Source organism: Salinibacillus xinjiangensis, assembly GCF_009649735.1.
Classification (GTDB): Bacteria; Bacillota; Bacilli; order Bacillales; family Alkalibacillaceae; genus Salinibacillus; species Salinibacillus xinjiangensis.
Genome location: NZ_WJNH01000005.1, coordinates 276156 through 293990, shown reverse-complemented (window position 1 = coordinate 293990; position 17835 = coordinate 276156). Strand labels below are relative to the sequence as shown.

The window sequence follows — 17835 nt, the reverse complement described above, 5'->3', positions numbered from 1 at the left end:
TTTCCATAAGGAGTGTCTTGTCGCCATGAATTCAAATGATCAAACGATGAAGTTTAATTTTTCGGAAGAGCCTTTTGAACGCAATGTGAATGATATATTATTAACTGTTCATTCTGCTTTGCAGGACAAGGGTTACAATCCCATTAATCAAATTGTAGGGTATCTATTGTCTGGGGATCCAGCCTATATCCCTCGTCATAAGGAAGCAAGAAATTTAATCCGAAAGCTAGAACGAGATGAATTAATTGAAGAACTAGTGAAATTTTACTTAAATGAGCATAATGGAGCAAGTAAATGAAAATATTAGGGTTAGACGTGGGCGAAAAAACGATTGGTGTAGCCATTAGTGATGCATTTGGTTGGACGGCACAAGGAATAAAAACAATCAAGTGGAATGAACAATTTTCCACGGTTACTGATGAGTTAGGCCAAATCATTCGTGAACATCAAATCGAAAAAGTAGTAGTTGGCCATCCCAAAAACATGAATGGAACAGTAGGAGAACGTGGGATGGCCTGTGAAGAATTTGCAGCCCAGATGAAAGAAGAATTTCAAATTCCCGTTGATTTATGGGATGAACGATTAACGACCATGGCCGCTGAGCGAGTGTTATTATCAGCGGACATGAGCCGTGCTAAACGAAAAAAAGTAATAGACAAAATGGCGGCGGTTATCATTTTACAAAGCTATTTGGATGCTAAATCTTAAGGAGGATCAACATGGCTCTAGAAGAAAAAGAACGGATTATTATTCCTGATGAATCTGGTGAGGAACATCTATTTGAGGTCCTATTCACCTTTGATGTGGACCAAACAGAGAGCTCCTATATGGTCGTTGTACCAGTTGAGCAAGCAGAGGCGGAGGAACAGGAAGTTTTTGCATTTCGCTATGAAGAAAGTAAAGAGGATGATTTAACTCTACACCAAATTGAATCAGATGAAGAATGGAATATGGTTGAAGAAATGCTTGCTACTTTTACTGAGGAAGAGGAAAACGAAGAATCGTAAAGACGTTAAAGGAAAGAGAAATCTCTGTACCTTCTTTGGGACAGAGATTTTTTTCTGCTTTTTTCTCGTTACTTCGTAGAAAAATAGTATTTTTTTGTAGTATAATGTAGCAGATGGAAGGAGGGGGACGAGATTGTCTACTTCAAATCAAGATGATCAACAAAAGAAAAAGATAAAAAATCGCTATGAAGAGGCTAGAACCGTACGTCGAGTTGTATTAATTGTTCTAGCTATCATTCTCGTTATATTAACTGCTGTGGGTGTATCCGGTTATTATTATGTGAAATCTGCATTAGAACCAGTTGCACCGAACAGTGATGAAGTGAAAAATGTTGAAATTCCACTAGGATCTACGGTGTCGAGAATTGGATCCATTCTAGAACAAGAAAACATCATTAATAATGGGACCGTTTTTCGTTACTATGTAAAATTTAAAAATGAAGCTGATTTCCAAGCGGGCGAATATGAATTATCACCTTCTATGACCTTAGACGAAATTATTGAATCATTGAAAACGGGTAGTGTAATGGAAGAGGCCGTTGTAAGGGTAACTATCCCTGAAGGAAAAACGATAGAGGAAATGGCTTCCATTTTCGCGAATCATACTTCGGTAAAAGAAGAGGAATTTCTTGAAAGGGTAAATGATCGTGAGTATGTAAAATCCTTAATTGAACTATATCCTGTCCTAACAGAGGATATTTTAAAAGATGATATTCGGTATTATTTAGAGGGTTACTTATTTGCAGCTACTTACGACTTTTTTACGGAAGATCCTACCCCAGAACAAATTATCGAAAAAATGCTGGATAAAACCGAAGAGGTTGTTCTTCAATATATGGATCAGTTTGAGAAGTACGAGCTAACGATACATGAGGCAGTAACCATGGCATCCCTTGTCGAGAATGAAGCTAGGGAATATAAGGATCGCAGGTTAATTGCTGGTGTCTTCTACAATCGGATGGAAGAGGGTATGCCACTTCAAACTGACCCGACAGTACTGTATGCGTTAGGCGAGCATAAAGATCGTGTTTTAAATGATTATTTAAAAATAGACTCCCCATATAACACGTATATGTATGCCGACCTACCTATAGGTCCGATTTCAAACTTCGCAGAGAATGCACTACAAGCAGTCGTTGAACCAAAGGATTCAAATTACTTGTATTTCCTTGCTGCATCAGATGATGGAACTATTTATTATTCTGAAACGAATGCAGAGCATAACCGTAAACGAGAAAAATATATTCATCATTAATTCTAGCTTCCCAATTCAAAAGTAGGGTATTTTGCAATCTATTCGCATACCCTACTTTTGTAATGTTAAAATAGGATGGTTGTTAAAACTTATCTCTTTGGAGGGACTCTGGGTGAACGATGCCATAAATGAATATTTAATATCCACAATTGGTTCTAAAAGCGACCAAGTGTTACAAATGGAGAAATATGCAACTGAAAATAAAATTCCTATCATGGAGCCTTTAGGAATCGAGCTTTTAAAGCAAATGCTTCGCGTTAAACAGCCTAAGAATATATTGGAAATTGGAGCTGCTATTGGATACTCTGCTATACGCATGGCCGAGGCGACAACAGATAGTACAATCGTAACAGTGGAAAGAGATGAAAGTCGATACCAGCAGGCTCTAGCCAATATTAAAGAAACAAATCTCAGTGAACGTATCGATGTTATCTTTGGGGATGCTTTAGAAGTTTATGAAACAGTTAAAGAGAAAGGCCCCTATGATGTTTTCTTTATTGATGCAGCAAAGGGACAGTATCAACAGTTCTTTGAGCTGTATGAGCAACTAATTCACCAAGATGGTCTAATCATTACCGATAATGTCTTATTTAAAGGATATGTAGTCGATGACCAGGAAGGTGCTCAAAAGGGAAGAATGCAAAAAATCGGGCAAAAGGTCCGAGCATTTAACAATTGGATACTCAACCATCCCGATTTTGTAACTACTATTGTTCCGGTTGGTGATGGGGTGGCCCTTACTGTAAGGAAATAGATTTCTCATCATGTATGTGAAATTGTTTAGTTTTTCTTATACTATCATCCGACGAAACGGATAATTTCTGATAGTATAAAATAAAATCAAGTGAACCTGTATAAGCTGATAACATGACGAGAAAGGAGCACTAGCTAAGATGGCAGATAAACCAGTAGTAATTGGTGTCGCTGGAGGCACAGGATCTGGTAAAACAACCGTTACAAGGTCTATTTATCAGCACTTTGTTGATAAAACCATATTAATGATTGAACAGGATTATTATTATAAAGACCAAAGTCATTTACCACTAAAGGAAAGACTTAACACAAATTATGATCATCCATTAGCATTTGATAATGATTTATTACTTGAGCATCTCAATGATTTAATAGACCGCAAGCCGGTAAAAAAGCCAGTGTATGATTACAAGCTACATACAAGGTCAGATGAAGTGGTACATGTAGAGCCTAAGGATGTCATTATTTTAGAGGGAATTTTAGTTTTAGAAGACCAACGTTTACGAGATATGATGGACATCAAAGTTTTCGTTGATACTGATGCAGACATTCGAATCATCCGTAGAATGATGCGAGACATTAAAGAGCGAGGTAGGTCCATCGAATCGGTTATTGAACAGTATGAGAATGTTGTAAGACCGATGCACTTGCAATTTGTTGAACCGACCAAACGTTATGCCGATATTATTATTCCAGAGGGTGGACAAAACCTAGTAGCCATTGATTTAATGACGACAAAGGTTAGGAGTATCCTTGAAGAACGTTCCATTATGTAACAAAAAGGTATTGAAAAAATTCATAAAATCTGCCATAGTAAATGTTAGTAACCTTCAAACAGGGTAGAAATGGTAAAATAGGGGAAGACTTGAGCGCACAAGCATGTGCTGCTCATTTTTATATCTGAATGGTAATGAAGGAGTGTTTAGGGATATGGCAACTGAAAAAAGTTATTATATGACTGAAGAAGGTCAACAAAAACTCGAAAAAGAACTACACCATTTAAAGACCGAGCGACGTCAAGAAGTAGTAGAACGTATAAAAATCGCAAGGGGATTCGGTGATTTATCCGAAAACTCCGAGTATGATGCTGCAAAGGATGAGCAAGCCTTTGTTGAATCTAGAATTTCTCAAATTGAAAAAATGATCCGTAACGCTGTAATCATTGAAAACGATACTGAAAATCAAAATATTGTTCAATTAGGTAAATCAGTTACATTTCAGGAATTACCTGATGGAGATGAAGAGAGCTATACGATTGTTGGTAGCGCCGAAGCCGATCCATTTGAAGGGAAAATTTCAAATGATTCACCAATGGCTAAAAGTTTACTTGGACGAGAAGTCGGTGAAGAAGTCGCTGTTGCTACGCCAGGTGGAGAAATTAATGTGAAAATTATTAAAGTTGAATAGTAGTGAAAAAAGGAGCGAATCCACGGATTCGCTCCTTTTTTATGTTTGGCATCACACCTTCTATGAGAATGGGGTTTTTGACTAAAAAGATAGAAACTGCAACGTATTTATAAAGCTTTAAGACTCACCAAGTCCGTTCAGATGCCGATGCATGCTTATCGTTTCAGCAGAATTTTTCGGTAGTCATGAGTGAGTCGTGAGGCCCGGAAAAGCTGTAATGAGCCAAAAGCGGCTGTCATGCCGGGTTTATGACGCCCGAAAAAACAGTAATAAGCCAAAAGCGAGTGTCATGCGGGGTTCATGACGCCGAAAGAACAGCAAAGAGCCATAAACGGGTGTCATAAGTGAGTCATGACGCCCGTTTTCTGTTTCCGCTGATAATTCGTTTGTCATTAGTAACCCTGTAACGCATATTTCATTCTTTTACCTAGTACGTCATGAATATTTCTTTACGCGTGTATTGGTGTCAATGCTAAAGAACCTCAGCGCAGCAGTGGTATGTCGCAATTTATATCTACTGCAACAATGTTTATGAGAACAGTCATACGTTTTAAGGCCCACTATAGCGGTTACTGGTAGAAAGATGTTTTTCAAAGGTTTTAAGCCACTGTTTTCTGGTGAAAATGCTATTGGGTGAAGACAATGAAAAAACGTATCAATGTTTTAATTTTTATAGCAATCCTGCTGTTTTCGACAATACTATACCAATTAGCAGACATTCAATTACTGTCCACAAAGAATTATGGACCAAAAAATGTAAATTTGTTAGAGCGAAGCGTTGCCCAAAGGTCCCACCAAATGTCTTTATCGACAGGAAGGGGATTGTTTTTGAGCAGGGATGGTGAGGCTATAGGGAATAATAAAATCTATGATGTCGTTATGTTCCCAGGAATGAAACAGGTAGAAGAATCCTATAAACAGATAGCAAAAATATTAAATATTTCAGAAACAAGAATGATTGGTGAATTGGCTCAAGAGGATTCGCCTATCTTTTTAACCGATTTATTGCCAGTAACGATTACAGAAAACCAGTTCAAACAATTAGAGAAAAAGGATATGAAAGGGGTTCAGCTAGTCGAACGTTATCAAAACGAAGACCCAGATATCGCTCAGCATATGATAGGACTAGTGAGAAACAACCCTTCTCTTTATGAGGAGAGATACGGAAAAAAGAATGACCTTAAAACGAGTAGAGTGGGGATATCAGGACTGCAAAAGGCGTTTGACTCTTTCCTAATCGAAGGCGAACAAGAGCAGCTTCTTTTCCATGTGGATGGGAATGGACGCCCAATGTTTGGTTTTGACTTAAAATATACTGGATATGAAAATGGCTTCTATCCTGTAAAAGTCAAAACAACCATTGATCAAAATTTGCAACAAAAAGCAGAGGAGCTACTAAATAAGTATGAAATCAACAAAGGCGGTATCGTTCTACTAGATGTAAAAACTCGAGATGTGCTGGCAATGGCAAGTCGTCCTCATATCAATCCTAATAACCCCTATCAGAAGGAAAGTATTCGAAACCAAATGCTAACTCAACAGTTCCCTGGCTCTGTGTTTAAAACCGTTATTGCAGCAGCTTCGATTGAAGCAGGTTTGGTAGATGAGGCGAGGTCATTTGATTGTTCATTACATATGTATGGGAAAAAGAAATCATCAAGAGACCTTGGAAACTTAAATTTTGAACAAAGCTTTGCGGAAAGCTGTAATCGTGCATTTGGACAGCTCGGAATCGAATTAATGAATCAAGATAAAGAATTGATTGAAAAATATGCAGAAAAGCTTGGGTTATTAGGTCCAGTAGGTTGGCGTGGAGATGTATTTCGTTATCAGGGTTTTGAACAATTTCCAGAAGAAGAACAGGGACAAATATGGGGGAATGAAGCTGACCAATCTGTTGAAAAAGCCATTATCCAAACATCAATTGGCCAAAAAAATGTGAAAGTAACACCATTGGCTGTTGCCAACATGATGGCTACAATTGCTAGCAATGGCAAGAAAAAAAGTGTGCGAGTTGTCGATCGTATTTTATATCAAAATGGTGCGACAATGACTACATTTGCAGAACAAACACAGGACCAAAGTCAAATAGAGCCCTACACCGCAACAAAATTAAAGCCATTACTTCATCTTGTTACAGAATCAGGAACAGCCGAATCATTAAAGGGCTTGTCAGTCGCTGGTAAAACGGGAACAGCTGAAATGGATACAGACGGGGATAATAAAACAGACTTTGAGAACTATTGGTTTGGTGGTTTCTTTCCATATGAAAAGCCTAAATACGCTATGGTGGCTGTAGATCTACACCACCAACCCAATAGCTCATCGAATATATATTCTGTTTATAAAGACATGGTACAGTTTATAAACGATATAGAGTAACAATTAATTATATCGAGATTGAAACATCATTTTGATGCTGAATAAAAGGGAACTGCGCTTTAAATATTTCAACTAATTTTTCCTTGTCGCAGGCTGTAATGAATTGAAAAATGTCTTGTTCACTAATAGAATGAAATTCAACTATCTGCCCATTCAAATAAAAGATAAAAAGCTTTTGACTCTCTTTATCATATCCGATTTCTTTGAACTCAGTTAGGTTCCATAAGTCTTGGTTAAATATGGTTTTTTTCATATTCAATCCCCTTTCTCACATAGAATATTAGATGTATATGTAGCAAGTCCTTCCGTTATGTCAAAACTAGAAAAATTTTGACATAAAAAATGGGGAATCGACGAAGGGGAACTTGCAGGTATGCTAAAATAATTGTAATAGAGATGTAAGTTTACAACTGGGACAACCATCGGTATACTTTTGTTGAAGGGAGAGGGATATGTCGTGTCTAATTCATTCTTTGATGATGATTCTAGGGTAGATAAGTACAGTAAACGGAGGAAAAATACAAAATTAATTAACTCTCTAATTATTTTAGCTGTGTTATTAGGAGTATTTCTCGCCTTTACTTGGATTTTTGATGACGAAGAAGAACAAGCGACAACAGATTCCGTAAACGAACAAGAGAATGAAGCGAGTAGCAGTGGGGAAGAAGCAGAGGAAGCAACAAGTGAACCGTCAGAAACTGAAGACGAGAACAACCAATCAGAAGATTCTACTGTAGAAAACGAGGATGAATCAACAAATACGAGCGAAGAATCAGCTGAGCAAAACAATGAAAATGAGGATTTACCTGAAACATCCAGTGAGAATATCAGCACAAGTGAGGACCCAAATGTCTTACGAGTGATTGAAAGAGATTGGCAGCCGATTGGCACAGAACAAGAGGAACCACATACAACCACATACGAAAAAGGAACAGTGGACTGGGAAGAGATGTGGCGAGCTGCAGCATATGGAGCAGGTTTAAGTGAAGGTGATACCATCAATTGGTGGGTAACAAATGGTGGTGACCCACAAAGAGTTGTCACAACGATTTCAGACAAAGCTGAAACACAAACCTATCGTGTGTATTTACAATGGGTTGCAAATGAAGGATGGCAACCGACAAAAGTAGAAGAATTAAAAGAAAACGATCAAAAAGACCGATTTGCAAATGATGAAGGTGAACAAGACGATCAAGCTAATCAAAATGATGTAAATACAGAGGAACAAACCGAACAACAAGAAAGTGGTGAATAGTGTGACTGTAGGCATAATTGGAGCAATGGATGAAGAAATAGAGCTAATAAAATCAAAAATGACTATAGAGTATGAAGAAAAAGTTGCAGGTTCTTTATTCTATCAAGGTCAATTACATGGTATTCAGGTGGTTTTACTTAAATCGGGGATTGGAAAAGTCAATGCGGCCATGTCTACTACCATTTTAATGGAGCGATATCAACCTGAATATATTATTAATACAGGGTCAGCAGGTGGTTTTGCAAAGCAATTAGAGGTAGGGGACATTGTGATTTCCGACAGGATTGTACATCACGATGTAGATGTAACGGCATTTAATTATGACTATGGACAAGTACCACAGTTGCCTACTTATTTTGAAGCGGATGAGAACCTTATTTCCTTGGCAATAAAAGCGGCAGAGAGTCTACCTGATGTACAGACTGTAAAAGGATTAATCGCAACAGGTGATTCATTTATGGACGATGCGGAACGTGTTCAATTTGTGCGAGAGAGGTTTCCGAAAATTGAGGCAAGTGAGATGGAAGCAGCAGCTATCGCTCAGGTTAGTCATCAGTATCAGGTGCCTTTTGTCATTATTCGCTCATTATCAGATATTGCAGGAAAGGACTCGTCTGTATCCTTCGATCAATATTTAGATAAAGCTGCTAAGCATGCAGCGACCCTTATTATGAATATTATTGATCAGTTATCATAGAAAAAAGGGGACCTTCTCGAATTCAAGAGAAAGTCCCCTTTTTGCTTGTGAAGGACTGTAGCTTTTTTATAGATAGTATTGATAATAATAATAACCGCCGAAAATGAGCAAGAGTATCAATAGGACTACTGCTAGAGCTAACCAAAAGCCACCATACCCATTGTATCCATAAGGCCCATAAGGCTCAGGGTATCCATAGCCATACGGTGAGCCATATGGTATATAGCCGTCATAGAACAATGCCATCACCTCATTTTAGTGCTCTTATCCATACCATATGCAGAGGTGAACTTAATTGTATAGGACAATGCCTAATGAAGCTGCTTAGTTGTTGGATTTTCTTTGTTCCCGATGAAAGGCATGATAAATTTTCATAAGTGCTCTTTTTTCAATTCTTGATACATAGCTTCTGGATATCCCTAGGTTTTTAGCAATTTCTCGCTGTGTTAGCTCCTTAAAATTTCCTAACCCATACCGCTTCATGATCACATCTTTTTCTCTCTCATCCAAAATATTTAAAAATTCATGCACCTTTTCAATTTCCATATTTGTTTGGATACGATCCACAATATCAGGATTATCCATTTTTAATATATCCATTAATGAAATTTCATTTCCCTCTTTATCCTGTCCAATTGGGTCATGTAAGGAAACATCCTTTCTCGTTTTCTTTAAAGAGCGTAAAAACATCAAAATTTCATTCTCAATACAACGCGCTGCATATGTGGCTAGTTTAGTCCCCTTATCAGGTGAGTAGCTTTCGATTCCCTTAATAAGTCCAACTGTACCGATGGAAATTAAGTCTTCCTGGTCTTCACGGGTGTTCTCATACTTTTTTACAATGTGAGCAACGAGTCGCAGGTTGTGTTCAATTAACATATTCCTTGCGTGTTCATCACCCTGCTGCATCAATCTTAAGTATTTCGCTTCATCCTCTGACGAAAGGGGTTGAGGAAAAGCATTATTTTTAATATAGGAGGCAAAGAAGAACATTTCTTTCACAAATAATGCTAACGTTTTTAATATACTGAGCAATTGCAACACCTCCGTTAAGCATTTAGGCAAAAGCCTATATCTTCACACTATGAGGAGATGTTTTATTTTGTGTCTGTCCAAAAACGAATTTTTTGATGGTATTTTTTTACTTGATTCCCTTGTGGGGCTTTGTTTTCTGAGTGAGATAGACAGCTCGGAGCTGCTTTTAGCAAATGAGAGAGGATGTTCATGTATTTTGGGCTAAACTTTAGCGTCATCACTGCCATTATCATCATCAAGTGTCATTTCTTCAGCAAATTCATCCTCCTTAAGCATTTATCTTCAATCTTTAGCATTCTACCTAGGAACTTCAGCACAACACCGCACAAGCACTACACCCACACACGCAGCACAACAACCCCCATAAACACAAAAAAACACAGCCCCATCACTGAAGCTGTGTCCTCCCTATTAATGATTTTTCATACTCTCCTTATTCTCATCAAAATCATCCTTAACACTACCTTCCCAAAGCCTGACCCCACTATTGTGGGCTGCTCGGGAAATCATGTGTCCAGAGACCGGTGCGGTTAGTAGAATAAAGATAATACCTAAGATTAGTTTCCCACTAACAATTTCCGCATCGAAATACATGAATAGAAAAGCGGCGAGTAGTATACTGGCTACACCTAATGTCGATGCTTTTGTCGCAGCATGCAATCTAGTATAAACATCGGGAAATCGTAAAATACCGAGTGAACCAGATATCACAATAAAGGTGCCAATCAATAATAGAATACTAATTATGATCTCGGTCAATGATAACACCCTTTTCTAAAAATTTTGCGATAGCAATTGTGCCGATAAACAGTAAGATACCGATTAATAATATGACATCATTAAATTGAGTAGTAACTAAAAAGATAGCAAGCAATCCAGCAAGAGCCATTAAATTAATGCCAATAGTATCTAGTGCAACGGCCCGATCAGGATTCGTGGGTCCCTTTAGCACGCGATACAATAAAATAAAAATGGAAATGGATATTCCAACAATGCAGATAATGACGACTGTTTCTAACAGGGGTGATAGCTCATGTTCCATATTATCTGGTCACCTCCAGAATAGCTTTTTCAAACGTTTCTTTAATCGAATTAATCTCTTCCTCTGCATCTGGTATATCCATAGCGTGTATATAAAGATAGGCGTGATCATGGGAGACTGCTATGGATAATGTACCAGGTGTTAAGGAGATTAAGTTTGCAAGTAAGGTAATCTCCCAGTTGCTTTTAAGGTCTGTAGGTAAGGCGAAAATACCAGGCTGAAAATTTAGCTTTGGTTTATAAACTAGCTTTAATATGTTTATGTTTGACAATATCAATTCTTTTACGAATAAAAAAATTAGCTTAATTATGCGAAAGACACGTTTCATGTAGAATGTATCAGGAATAAAACGCTGCATGATTAATAATAGGAAAATCCCGACAACATACCCTACGAAGAATTGGGTGAATGTGTAATCTTCCTGCAAAAACATCCACATAATCGCAATTATTAAATTAAAAACAATTTGTAATGGCATCGCTTTTACTCCTTTAACACAGAATCAATATAGCTACCTTGATCAAGTAATTCAGTCGTAATTGTATCGACGTGAGGGTAAAACCACTCAGCCCCGATACCTAATATAATAGAAAGAGTCAACAGGAATACAGCTGGCATCATCAACTTACGAGCTTGTTTAGGCTGCACCTTTATATCCGGTTTTTCTCCCCAAAAGCCTCTCATAAAAATGCGCATCATGGATAATAAGATGAGCAAGCTTGTGAGTAAGCCTATGACTACAATGACAAATCGTTCTTCTTCAATACCTCCACGCAATAGCAATAGCTTTCCGATAAAGCCACTAAATGGCGGAATCCCAGCTAGTACGAGTGAACCAATGAAAAACATCCAACCTAAAAGAGGATAGTGGTGAATCATACCCTTCATTTTCGTTAAATCAGATGTTCCGGCCAGATAGGCTAAAGCTCCAACCATTAAGAATAATGCCGCCTTAATGATCATGTCATGGATTAAGTAATAGACAGAGCCGGAAATACCCGCATCATTCAGTAATCCAATCCCCATTAGCATAAAGCCAACAGCTGGGATGATGTTATAAGCAATGATAAGCTTAATATTATTTGTTGAAAGAGCGCCAATAACACCGAATAGCATGGATAATGCAGCTAACCAAATAAACAGTTCATGGGTCACTCCAGTATCGTTCGTGAACATTAAAGTAAAGGTTCTTAAAATCGAATAAATCCCCACTTTGGTTAACAGAGCCCCAAATAAAGCTGATACAACAGTGTTTGGTACGATGTAGGACTTTGGCAACCAAAAATAAAGCGGGAATATCGCCCCTTTTGTTGCGAATACGAAAAACAACACAATTCCGATAGTCGTTAGAATCCCAGTTTGTTCAACCTCTTGAACGCGTTGAGCAATCTGTGCCATGTTTATCGTACCGACAACGGAATAAAGAAAGGCTACGGTTGTAACAAAGAGCATGGAAGAAAATAGATTTAAGAGAACATACTTAAGTGATTCTCTTAGTTGAACTCGTTCTCCTCCTAAAATAACTAACCCATAAGAAGCCATTAGTAAAACTTCATAGAAAACGAAAAGGTTGAATAGGTCACCGGTAAGAAATGCTCCAGATACCCCTGTAATTAATAGGAAATAGAATGTGTAGAAATAAAATTGTTCCTGCTTAAGAGATAATGAATGCTGCGCAAAAAACACACAGGCTGTTGCAATAATATTCGTGGTTATGACCAAGAAAATGGCTAAGCGATCTGCGACCATTACAATGCCGTATGGAGCAACCCAATCCCCGGTTTCTAACACAACTGTTCCATTTTGAATGACATAATAACCAATCCATACTGCTACTCCTAAGTTTAAAAGGGTCACTAATTTAGCAAAGAATCGTACAGCTTTTATTTTTTTATGAAAAAAGATGGTAATAATACCTGCTACTAACGGTATTAAAATCGGTAAAACTGCTATGTTACTCATGTTCACTTCCCCTTAATTCTTCCATATTATCAGTCTTATTTAATGTTGATGCCCGGTAAGCAAGCACTAATAAAAAGCTTGTGACCCCAAAGCTAATTACAATGGAAGTCAATATTAGAGCCTGTGGCAGGGGATCTGTAAAAGGACCTGCCCCTTCAACAATAATGGGTGGGTCCCCTCGCTTTAGTTTCCCCATTGTTAAGATAAAGAGGTGGGCACCGTGCGATAGAAGCACAGTCCCAATAATAATTCGTAAAATTTGTTTTTGGAGTAAATTATAAATCGCTGTTGCAAACAGAAGTCCAGCGAGTACTGCCATAATAATTTCCATGTTTATTTCGCCTCCTTATCATGGCGAAGTTTGATGAGAGCATAGATAGCAAGTGCTGCAATACCTAACACCGTGATTTCAAACAAGGTATCTAGACCACGCATATCAACTAAAATGACATTGACAACATTATGACCTCCGCCTAAAGGAACCGACTCTTCTATGAAATACTCCGAAATAGGGCTAAATAGTTTGGAGCTGTGAGAACTAATTCCAATTAGCGTAACTAAAACCCCAAAGCCTACAGAAATTAAAAAGTTAATAGACTTAACACCTGGATGTGACGGTAGGTTTTTAAGCTCTGGCAGATGCTTAAAGCAAAGTAAGAATAAGGCTACTGTGACCGTCTCCACAATTAATTGAGTTAAGGCCAAATCAGGTGCCCGATAAATAACAAATAGCACAGAGAGACCATAACCAACTACACCGACAATAATAATGAGAGATAAGCGATTGTTCGTAAAAATCGATGCAATTGCAGCAATAGCCATTGTAAGACCTACTAAGATTTCAGGAATGGTGATCGGTGCTAAATCATCGAATTCAATCGTAACCCCATTGGTGATAAAAAGAATGGCACCTGTAATGATTAAAATTGAGCCTAAAATATATGAAACATAGTGACGAATAGAGCCTGTCATATAGGTTTCTGTAATCTTAGTTGAGCCCTTTTCTATGGAATCCACAATATAGTTGTAGAGTTCATTAAAGCTTAGCCTTCTAGGGAACACCGTATAAACGGAAGTCCATTTCTTTCGTGTAATAGCTAGTATCGTACCTACACCTACCACAATTAAGGACATGCGAAGAGCAGGGGATTCCCACCCGTGCCAAAACTTCACCTCATGTGCATGAAATCCGTCTCCAAATACAGCTGTAGCAGCATGAGCTAGGAAGGATTCATTGACCATGTTCGGGAATAATCCGATTAAGATAACTCCTAGAACCAAAATGGAAGGTGAAATCAGCATACCTAAAGGCGCTTCATGTGGCTTTGTTTTTAATTCATGTTCTTTATATTTACCTCTAAATGTACTAAAGAACAGGTACATGGAATAAACAAATGTGAAAATACTCCCGATGACAGCGATGTATGGAATAGCTTGCTGCAAGAACTCAACAAAGGCGCCACTAAAGCCTGGTAGGTCAATAGCTGATTCAAAAAATAACTCTTTACTATAGAAACCATTAAAAAATGGTAAAGGGACACCAGCCATAGAAAAGACACCGAATAAGGCTAAAGTTGCTGACATAGGCATAAAGGTCATGAGTCCGCCAAGCTTACGAACGTCTCTTGTCCCAGTTTCATGGTCAACAATACCTGCAATCATAAACAAACTACCTTTAAAGGTTGCGTGATTCAAAATATGAAATACCGCAGCAAATATGGCGACATCTGTACCAAAACCGAGCATTGCCATAATCATGCCTAATTGACTGACTGTTGAAAAAGCAAGGATTCCTTTTAAATCGGTTTGACGAACCGCCATAAAGGATGCCCAGAACAGGGTAACGATTCCAAAAAGGCTGACGATAATAAAGAAACTCGGTTCTCCGCCTAATATAGGTGAAAATCGTGCCACTAAGAATATACCTGCTTTAACCATCGTGGCTGAATGCAAGTAAGCACTAACAGGTGTTGGTGCCTCCATCGCGTCAGGTAACCATATATGAAACGGAAATTGAGCTGATTTTGTAAATGCTCCTAACAAAATGAATACTAGAATTAATGGGAACAAGCTATGGTTTACAATAAGATCCTTTTGCTCAATCATAGCTTGAATACTGGTGGTTTCGGTAATCACAGATAAGGTGATTAATCCCCCAAAAAGACTAAGGCCACCAAAAACTGTGATGAGCATTGATTTCAATGCGCCATAGCGTGAACGTTCACGGTAATGCCAATACCCAATGAGTAAAAAGGATGATAAAGATGTGAACTCCCAGAAAGAATAAAGCACAAACACATTATCTGAAAGGACAACACCAAGCATGGAAAACATAAAAATATATAAGTAAATATAAAATTGCTTTAATTGTTCTGACTTATGTAAATAATAGATGGAATAGAGGACGACGAGAGAGCCAATACCACTTATGAGCAGAACGAAGAGTAGGCTTAATCCGTCCAGGTAAAAATCAATTGAAATATTAAGGGAAGGAATCCAAGAATAGGATTCAGAATGTGGTGTAAAGTTTTCACCGACAAATTGAACAAAGTAAATGAAAATTAAAATTGGAACAGGTAGTATGAACCAGCCCGTATGTACTCTCTCTTTCCATTTACTCAATAATGGTATGAGCAATGTTATGATTAAAGGGGCAAAAACTGCATAAATCATCTAAACAAAATCCTCCCTATTCAGTTTATAAAATATCTTTTTCATTCTAACTGATTTTAAATTATATATACAAACATATTGTAGCTTTAAATTATTAACTGAATCAAATAAAAACCCCCTTATTACAAAAAGTATTTGTAATAAGGGGTATATATAAACGAAAAGATTTTTTACGTTAACCACTTTGTCTAATTTTGTGAAATAATGATCTTCTTTGTATTTCATCCTCGATTAATTGAATAAATTCTTTACTTAATTTAAGTTCACATGCCTTATGATATGATTCAATTAACAGCTCGTCCGACAAATGTTCCATAATTATGAAGCCAATATGTTGGCCGCTCACCTCCTGTACAAAACTCTTTCTTAATAAAAAATTTGTGAGCTAATATGAGGTCTTAAAACCCCGCTTATTAAGGCATATAGAAACTTCAGCAAGACTAAATTTTCTATATTTTTACTCTATCACGAATGGGGGTAATGCACAATAACGCCGATATCCACACTGTACTGTGAATAAGTTGTGAGTTATTAATTGGAAATGTTGTTTTTATGCTGTTGATTATGTTAATAAAGTTATCCACAGTCGTGATATGGCGCAATTTGTCGAAAGGTTTTTGGTCATTTAAACTGAATTTCAACATAAAATAGTTAGTTTATTTATGATTTATTTTGAATCAAATCCGTAAATTGTATATGATGTTAGATGATACCAACATTGAATAGATGCTTAAGTTAGAGGTGAACAAGTTGTTAAAAAGGTTTTTACCTAATGAACATGTCAAAACAGTATTTGAAGTCACGCCTGAAGAATTAAAGGAAAAAGGAATTAATGGAATTATTACCGATTTAGATAATACCTTAGTTGCTTGGGACCAAAAAGATGCGACTCCTGAGATTATTGAATGGTTCAAACTCATGAAAGACCACGGTATCCAAGTGACGGTCATGTCCAATAATAATGAAGAGAGAGTTCGACATTTTTCAAAGCCTTTGGACATCCCCTTTATATATAAAGCCCGAAAACCATTATCACGAGCTTTTCGGAAGGCTCAAAAGGCAATGAACCTGCCAAAAGATCAAATTGTAGTAGTTGGAGATCAGCTGCTTACAGATGTCTTGGGTGGGAATTCGGCTAAATTTTATACCATTTTAGTTGTCCCCGTTGTAAAAACGGATGGTGTTGTGACAAAATTTAACCGAAGAATTGAACGCATGCTCCTAAACTGGTTTCGAAAAAAAGGCTTAATTACGTGGGAGGAATAGAGAATGAGTGAAATTATATGTCACGGTTGTGGTGTTGAAATACAAACCGAGGATAAAAAAGGGCTAGGTTATGCACCTCCTTCTGCTTTAAATCGCGAAGAGATTACCTGTCAACGTTGTTTTAGGCTAAAGCATTATAACGAAGTGCAGGATGTCTCTTTAACAGATGATGACTTTCTGAAAATGTTAACGCAGATTGGCGATTCTAACGCTTTAGTTGTTAAGGTCATCGATATCTTTGATTTTAATGGAAGCTTTATTCCAGGTCTTGCAAGATTTACGGGTCAAAATCCAATTATATTAGTTGGAAATAAAGTTGACTTATTACCTAAATCCATTAATCCTAACAAGGTGAAAAATTGGATGAGAAAAGCGGCAAAGGATTTAGGTCTGAAAGTTGAGGATGTCTTTTTAGTTTCAGCCAAAAAAGGTATAGGGATGGATGAAGTTGCTACTGGGATTGAAAAGATTAGGAATAATCAAGATGTCTATGTAGTGGGTTGTACAAATGTTGGGAAGTCAACCTTCATTAATTATTTAATTCACGAAACGACAGGAGAAAAAGAAGCGATTACGACATCCTATTTTCCAGGCACAACTCTTGGCTTTATTGATATTCCTCTAGATGAAAGAACGTCGATGTACGATACACCAGGAGTGATTAATCGACATCAGATGGCTCATTACATATCAGAACAGGATTTAAAAGTAATCACACCGAAGAAAGAGATTAAATCACGAGTCTATCAACTCAACGAGGGACAAACTTTATATTTCGGAGGCTTAGCACGTCTTGACTTTGAAAAAGGGGATCGGAAATCCTTTGTCTGTTACTTTTCAAATGAGTTGATGATTCATCGGACAAAAACGGAAAAAGCTGATGAGCTCTATCAAAATCATATAGGTGAATTGCTGGAGCCGCCTAATGCTGATACTTTAGAGGAATTACCGACACTTAAGCCCCAATCCTTTCATATAAAAGAAAAAACAGATATTGTGTTTTCGGGATTAGGCTGGGTGACAGTGACAGAAGGGGGAACAACGGTGACTGCCTATATTCCTGAGGGGGTTCGTGTTTCCCTAAGAGAGGCTTTAATTTAA

22 protein-coding genes are annotated in these 17835 nt (G+C 37.5%); 12 read left to right on the top strand and 10 right to left on the bottom strand.

Translation table 11 applies throughout. From position 1 onward, the window contains the following. Positions 1–25: 25 nt before the first annotated feature. The 8 genes from GH754_RS10065 to GH754_RS10030 all read left to right on the top strand — a co-directional run bounded on the left by GH754_RS10065 (position 26) and on the right by GH754_RS10030 (position 6804). Positions 26–298 carry an IreB family regulatory phosphoprotein gene (locus tag GH754_RS10065; protein ID WP_153728576.1) on the top strand — a complete coding sequence of 91 codons (273 nt, stop codon included), beginning with the start codon at positions 26–28 and terminating at the stop codon, positions 296–298. After that, complete coding sequence (gene ruvX, locus GH754_RS10060; RefSeq protein WP_153728575.1) at positions 295–708, top strand: Holliday junction resolvase RuvX; 414 nt, start codon at positions 295–297, stop codon at positions 706–708. Before GH754_RS10065 ends, ruvX begins: the two co-directional genes overlap by 4 nt. 11 nt (positions 709–719) lie before the next feature. Beyond that, the gene (locus GH754_RS10055; protein WP_153728574.1) at positions 720–1007 is read left to right on the top strand and encodes a DUF1292 domain-containing protein; all 288 of its coding nucleotides are present in this window, start codon (positions 720–722) and stop codon (positions 1005–1007) included. A 133-nt stretch (positions 1008–1140) separates the two neighbouring features. Further along, entirely contained in the window at positions 1141–2262 is a 1122-nt protein-coding gene (gene mltG, locus GH754_RS10050; RefSeq protein WP_153728573.1) for an endolytic transglycosylase MltG, read from the top strand. A gap of 112 nt (positions 2263–2374) precedes the next feature. Continuing rightward, on the top strand, positions 2375–3016 hold the full coding sequence (locus tag GH754_RS10045; protein WP_407690663.1) for an O-methyltransferase: 642 nt from the start codon (positions 2375–2377) through the stop codon (positions 3014–3016). A gap of 139 nt (positions 3017–3155) precedes the next feature. Further along, a complete protein-coding gene (udk, locus tag GH754_RS10040; protein ID WP_153728572.1) occupies positions 3156–3791 on the top strand; it encodes a uridine kinase in 636 nt (211 codons plus the stop codon). Between the two features lie 154 nt (positions 3792–3945). Beyond that, positions 3946–4422, top strand: a complete 477-nt coding sequence (gene greA / locus GH754_RS10035) for a transcription elongation factor GreA (protein WP_153728571.1) — start codon at positions 3946–3948, stop codon at positions 4420–4422. 642 nt (positions 4423–5064) lie between these two features. Then, positions 5065–6804 (top strand): peptidoglycan D,D-transpeptidase FtsI family protein, encoded by a 1740-nt coding sequence (locus tag GH754_RS10030; protein ID WP_153728570.1) that lies wholly within the window; start codon positions 5065–5067, stop codon positions 6802–6804. A gap of 7 nt (positions 6805–6811) precedes the next feature. Here the strand turns inward: GH754_RS10030 and GH754_RS10025 are convergent, their stop codons facing one another. Then, the gene (locus GH754_RS10025; RefSeq protein ID WP_153728569.1) at positions 6812–7057 is read right to left on the bottom strand and encodes a KTSC domain-containing protein; all 246 of its coding nucleotides are present in this window, start codon (positions 7055–7057) and stop codon (positions 6812–6814) included. Between the two features lie 204 nt (positions 7058–7261). On the opposite strand from GH754_RS10025, the gene GH754_RS10020 reads away from it, so the two are divergent. Together GH754_RS10020 and mtnN are read left to right on the top strand one after the other, a co-directional pair. Further along, positions 7262–8059: a YrrS family protein gene (locus tag GH754_RS10020; protein WP_194841327.1), complete on the top strand. Its 798-nt coding sequence runs from the start codon at positions 7262–7264 to the stop codon at positions 8057–8059. 1 nt (position 8060) lies between these two features. After that, complete coding sequence (gene mtnN / locus GH754_RS10015) at positions 8061–8756, top strand: 5'-methylthioadenosine/S-adenosylhomocysteine nucleosidase (RefSeq protein WP_323741958.1); 696 nt, start codon at positions 8061–8063, stop codon at positions 8754–8756. Between the two features lie 66 nt (positions 8757–8822). Here the strand turns inward: mtnN and GH754_RS10010 are convergent, their stop codons facing one another. The 9 genes from GH754_RS10010 to sda form a co-directional block, all read right to left on the bottom strand. After that, positions 8823–8996 carry a hypothetical protein gene (locus GH754_RS10010; protein ID WP_228550211.1) on the bottom strand — a complete coding sequence of 58 codons (174 nt, stop codon included), beginning with the start codon at positions 8994–8996 and terminating at the stop codon, positions 8823–8825. Positions 8997–9080: 84 nt separating this feature from the next. Next, complete coding sequence (gene sigK / locus GH754_RS10005) at positions 9081–9749, bottom strand: RNA polymerase sporulation sigma factor SigK (protein WP_153728606.1); 669 nt, start codon at positions 9747–9749, stop codon at positions 9081–9083. Between the two features lie 453 nt (positions 9750–10202). Beyond that, positions 10203–10550, bottom strand: coding sequence for a monovalent cation/H(+) antiporter subunit G (gene mnhG, locus GH754_RS10000; protein WP_153728566.1), 348 nt, complete (start codon positions 10548–10550; stop codon positions 10203–10205). Further along, complete coding sequence (locus GH754_RS09995; RefSeq protein WP_153728565.1) at positions 10531–10833, bottom strand: Na(+)/H(+) antiporter subunit F1; 303 nt, start codon at positions 10831–10833, stop codon at positions 10531–10533. The genes mnhG and GH754_RS09995 overlap by 20 nt, the downstream gene beginning before the upstream one ends. Position 10834: 1 nt before the next feature. Next, on the bottom strand, positions 10835–11311 hold the full coding sequence (locus GH754_RS09990; protein WP_153728564.1) for a Na+/H+ antiporter subunit E: 477 nt from the start codon (positions 11309–11311) through the stop codon (positions 10835–10837). A 5-nt stretch (positions 11312–11316) separates the two neighbouring features. Next, positions 11317–12795 carry a Na+/H+ antiporter subunit D gene (locus GH754_RS09985; protein ID WP_153728563.1) on the bottom strand — a complete coding sequence of 493 codons (1479 nt, stop codon included), beginning with the start codon at positions 12793–12795 and terminating at the stop codon, positions 11317–11319. Then, positions 12788–13126 carry a Na(+)/H(+) antiporter subunit C gene (locus tag GH754_RS09980; protein ID WP_153728562.1) on the bottom strand — a complete coding sequence of 113 codons (339 nt, stop codon included), beginning with the start codon at positions 13124–13126 and terminating at the stop codon, positions 12788–12790. Before GH754_RS09980 ends, GH754_RS09985 begins: the two co-directional genes overlap by 8 nt. A 2-nt stretch (positions 13127–13128) precedes the next feature. Continuing rightward, positions 13129–15468, bottom strand: a complete 2340-nt coding sequence (locus GH754_RS09975) for a Na+/H+ antiporter subunit A (protein WP_153728561.1) — start codon at positions 15466–15468, stop codon at positions 13129–13131. Between the two features lie 175 nt (positions 15469–15643). Beyond that, a complete protein-coding gene (gene sda, locus GH754_RS09970) occupies positions 15644–15784 on the bottom strand; it encodes a sporulation histidine kinase inhibitor Sda (RefSeq protein WP_153728605.1) in 141 nt (46 codons plus the stop codon). A 434-nt stretch (positions 15785–16218) separates the two neighbouring features. Here sda and GH754_RS09965 point away from each other — a divergent pair, with 434 nt between their 5' ends. Together GH754_RS09965 and yqeH are read left to right on the top strand one after the other, a co-directional pair. Beyond that, positions 16219–16734 carry a YqeG family HAD IIIA-type phosphatase gene (locus tag GH754_RS09965; protein WP_153728560.1) on the top strand — a complete coding sequence of 172 codons (516 nt, stop codon included), beginning with the start codon at positions 16219–16221 and terminating at the stop codon, positions 16732–16734. A gap of 3 nt (positions 16735–16737) precedes the next feature. Beyond that, on the top strand, positions 16738–17835 hold the full coding sequence (yqeH, locus tag GH754_RS09960) for a ribosome biogenesis GTPase YqeH (RefSeq protein ID WP_153728559.1): 1098 nt from the start codon (positions 16738–16740) through the stop codon (positions 17833–17835).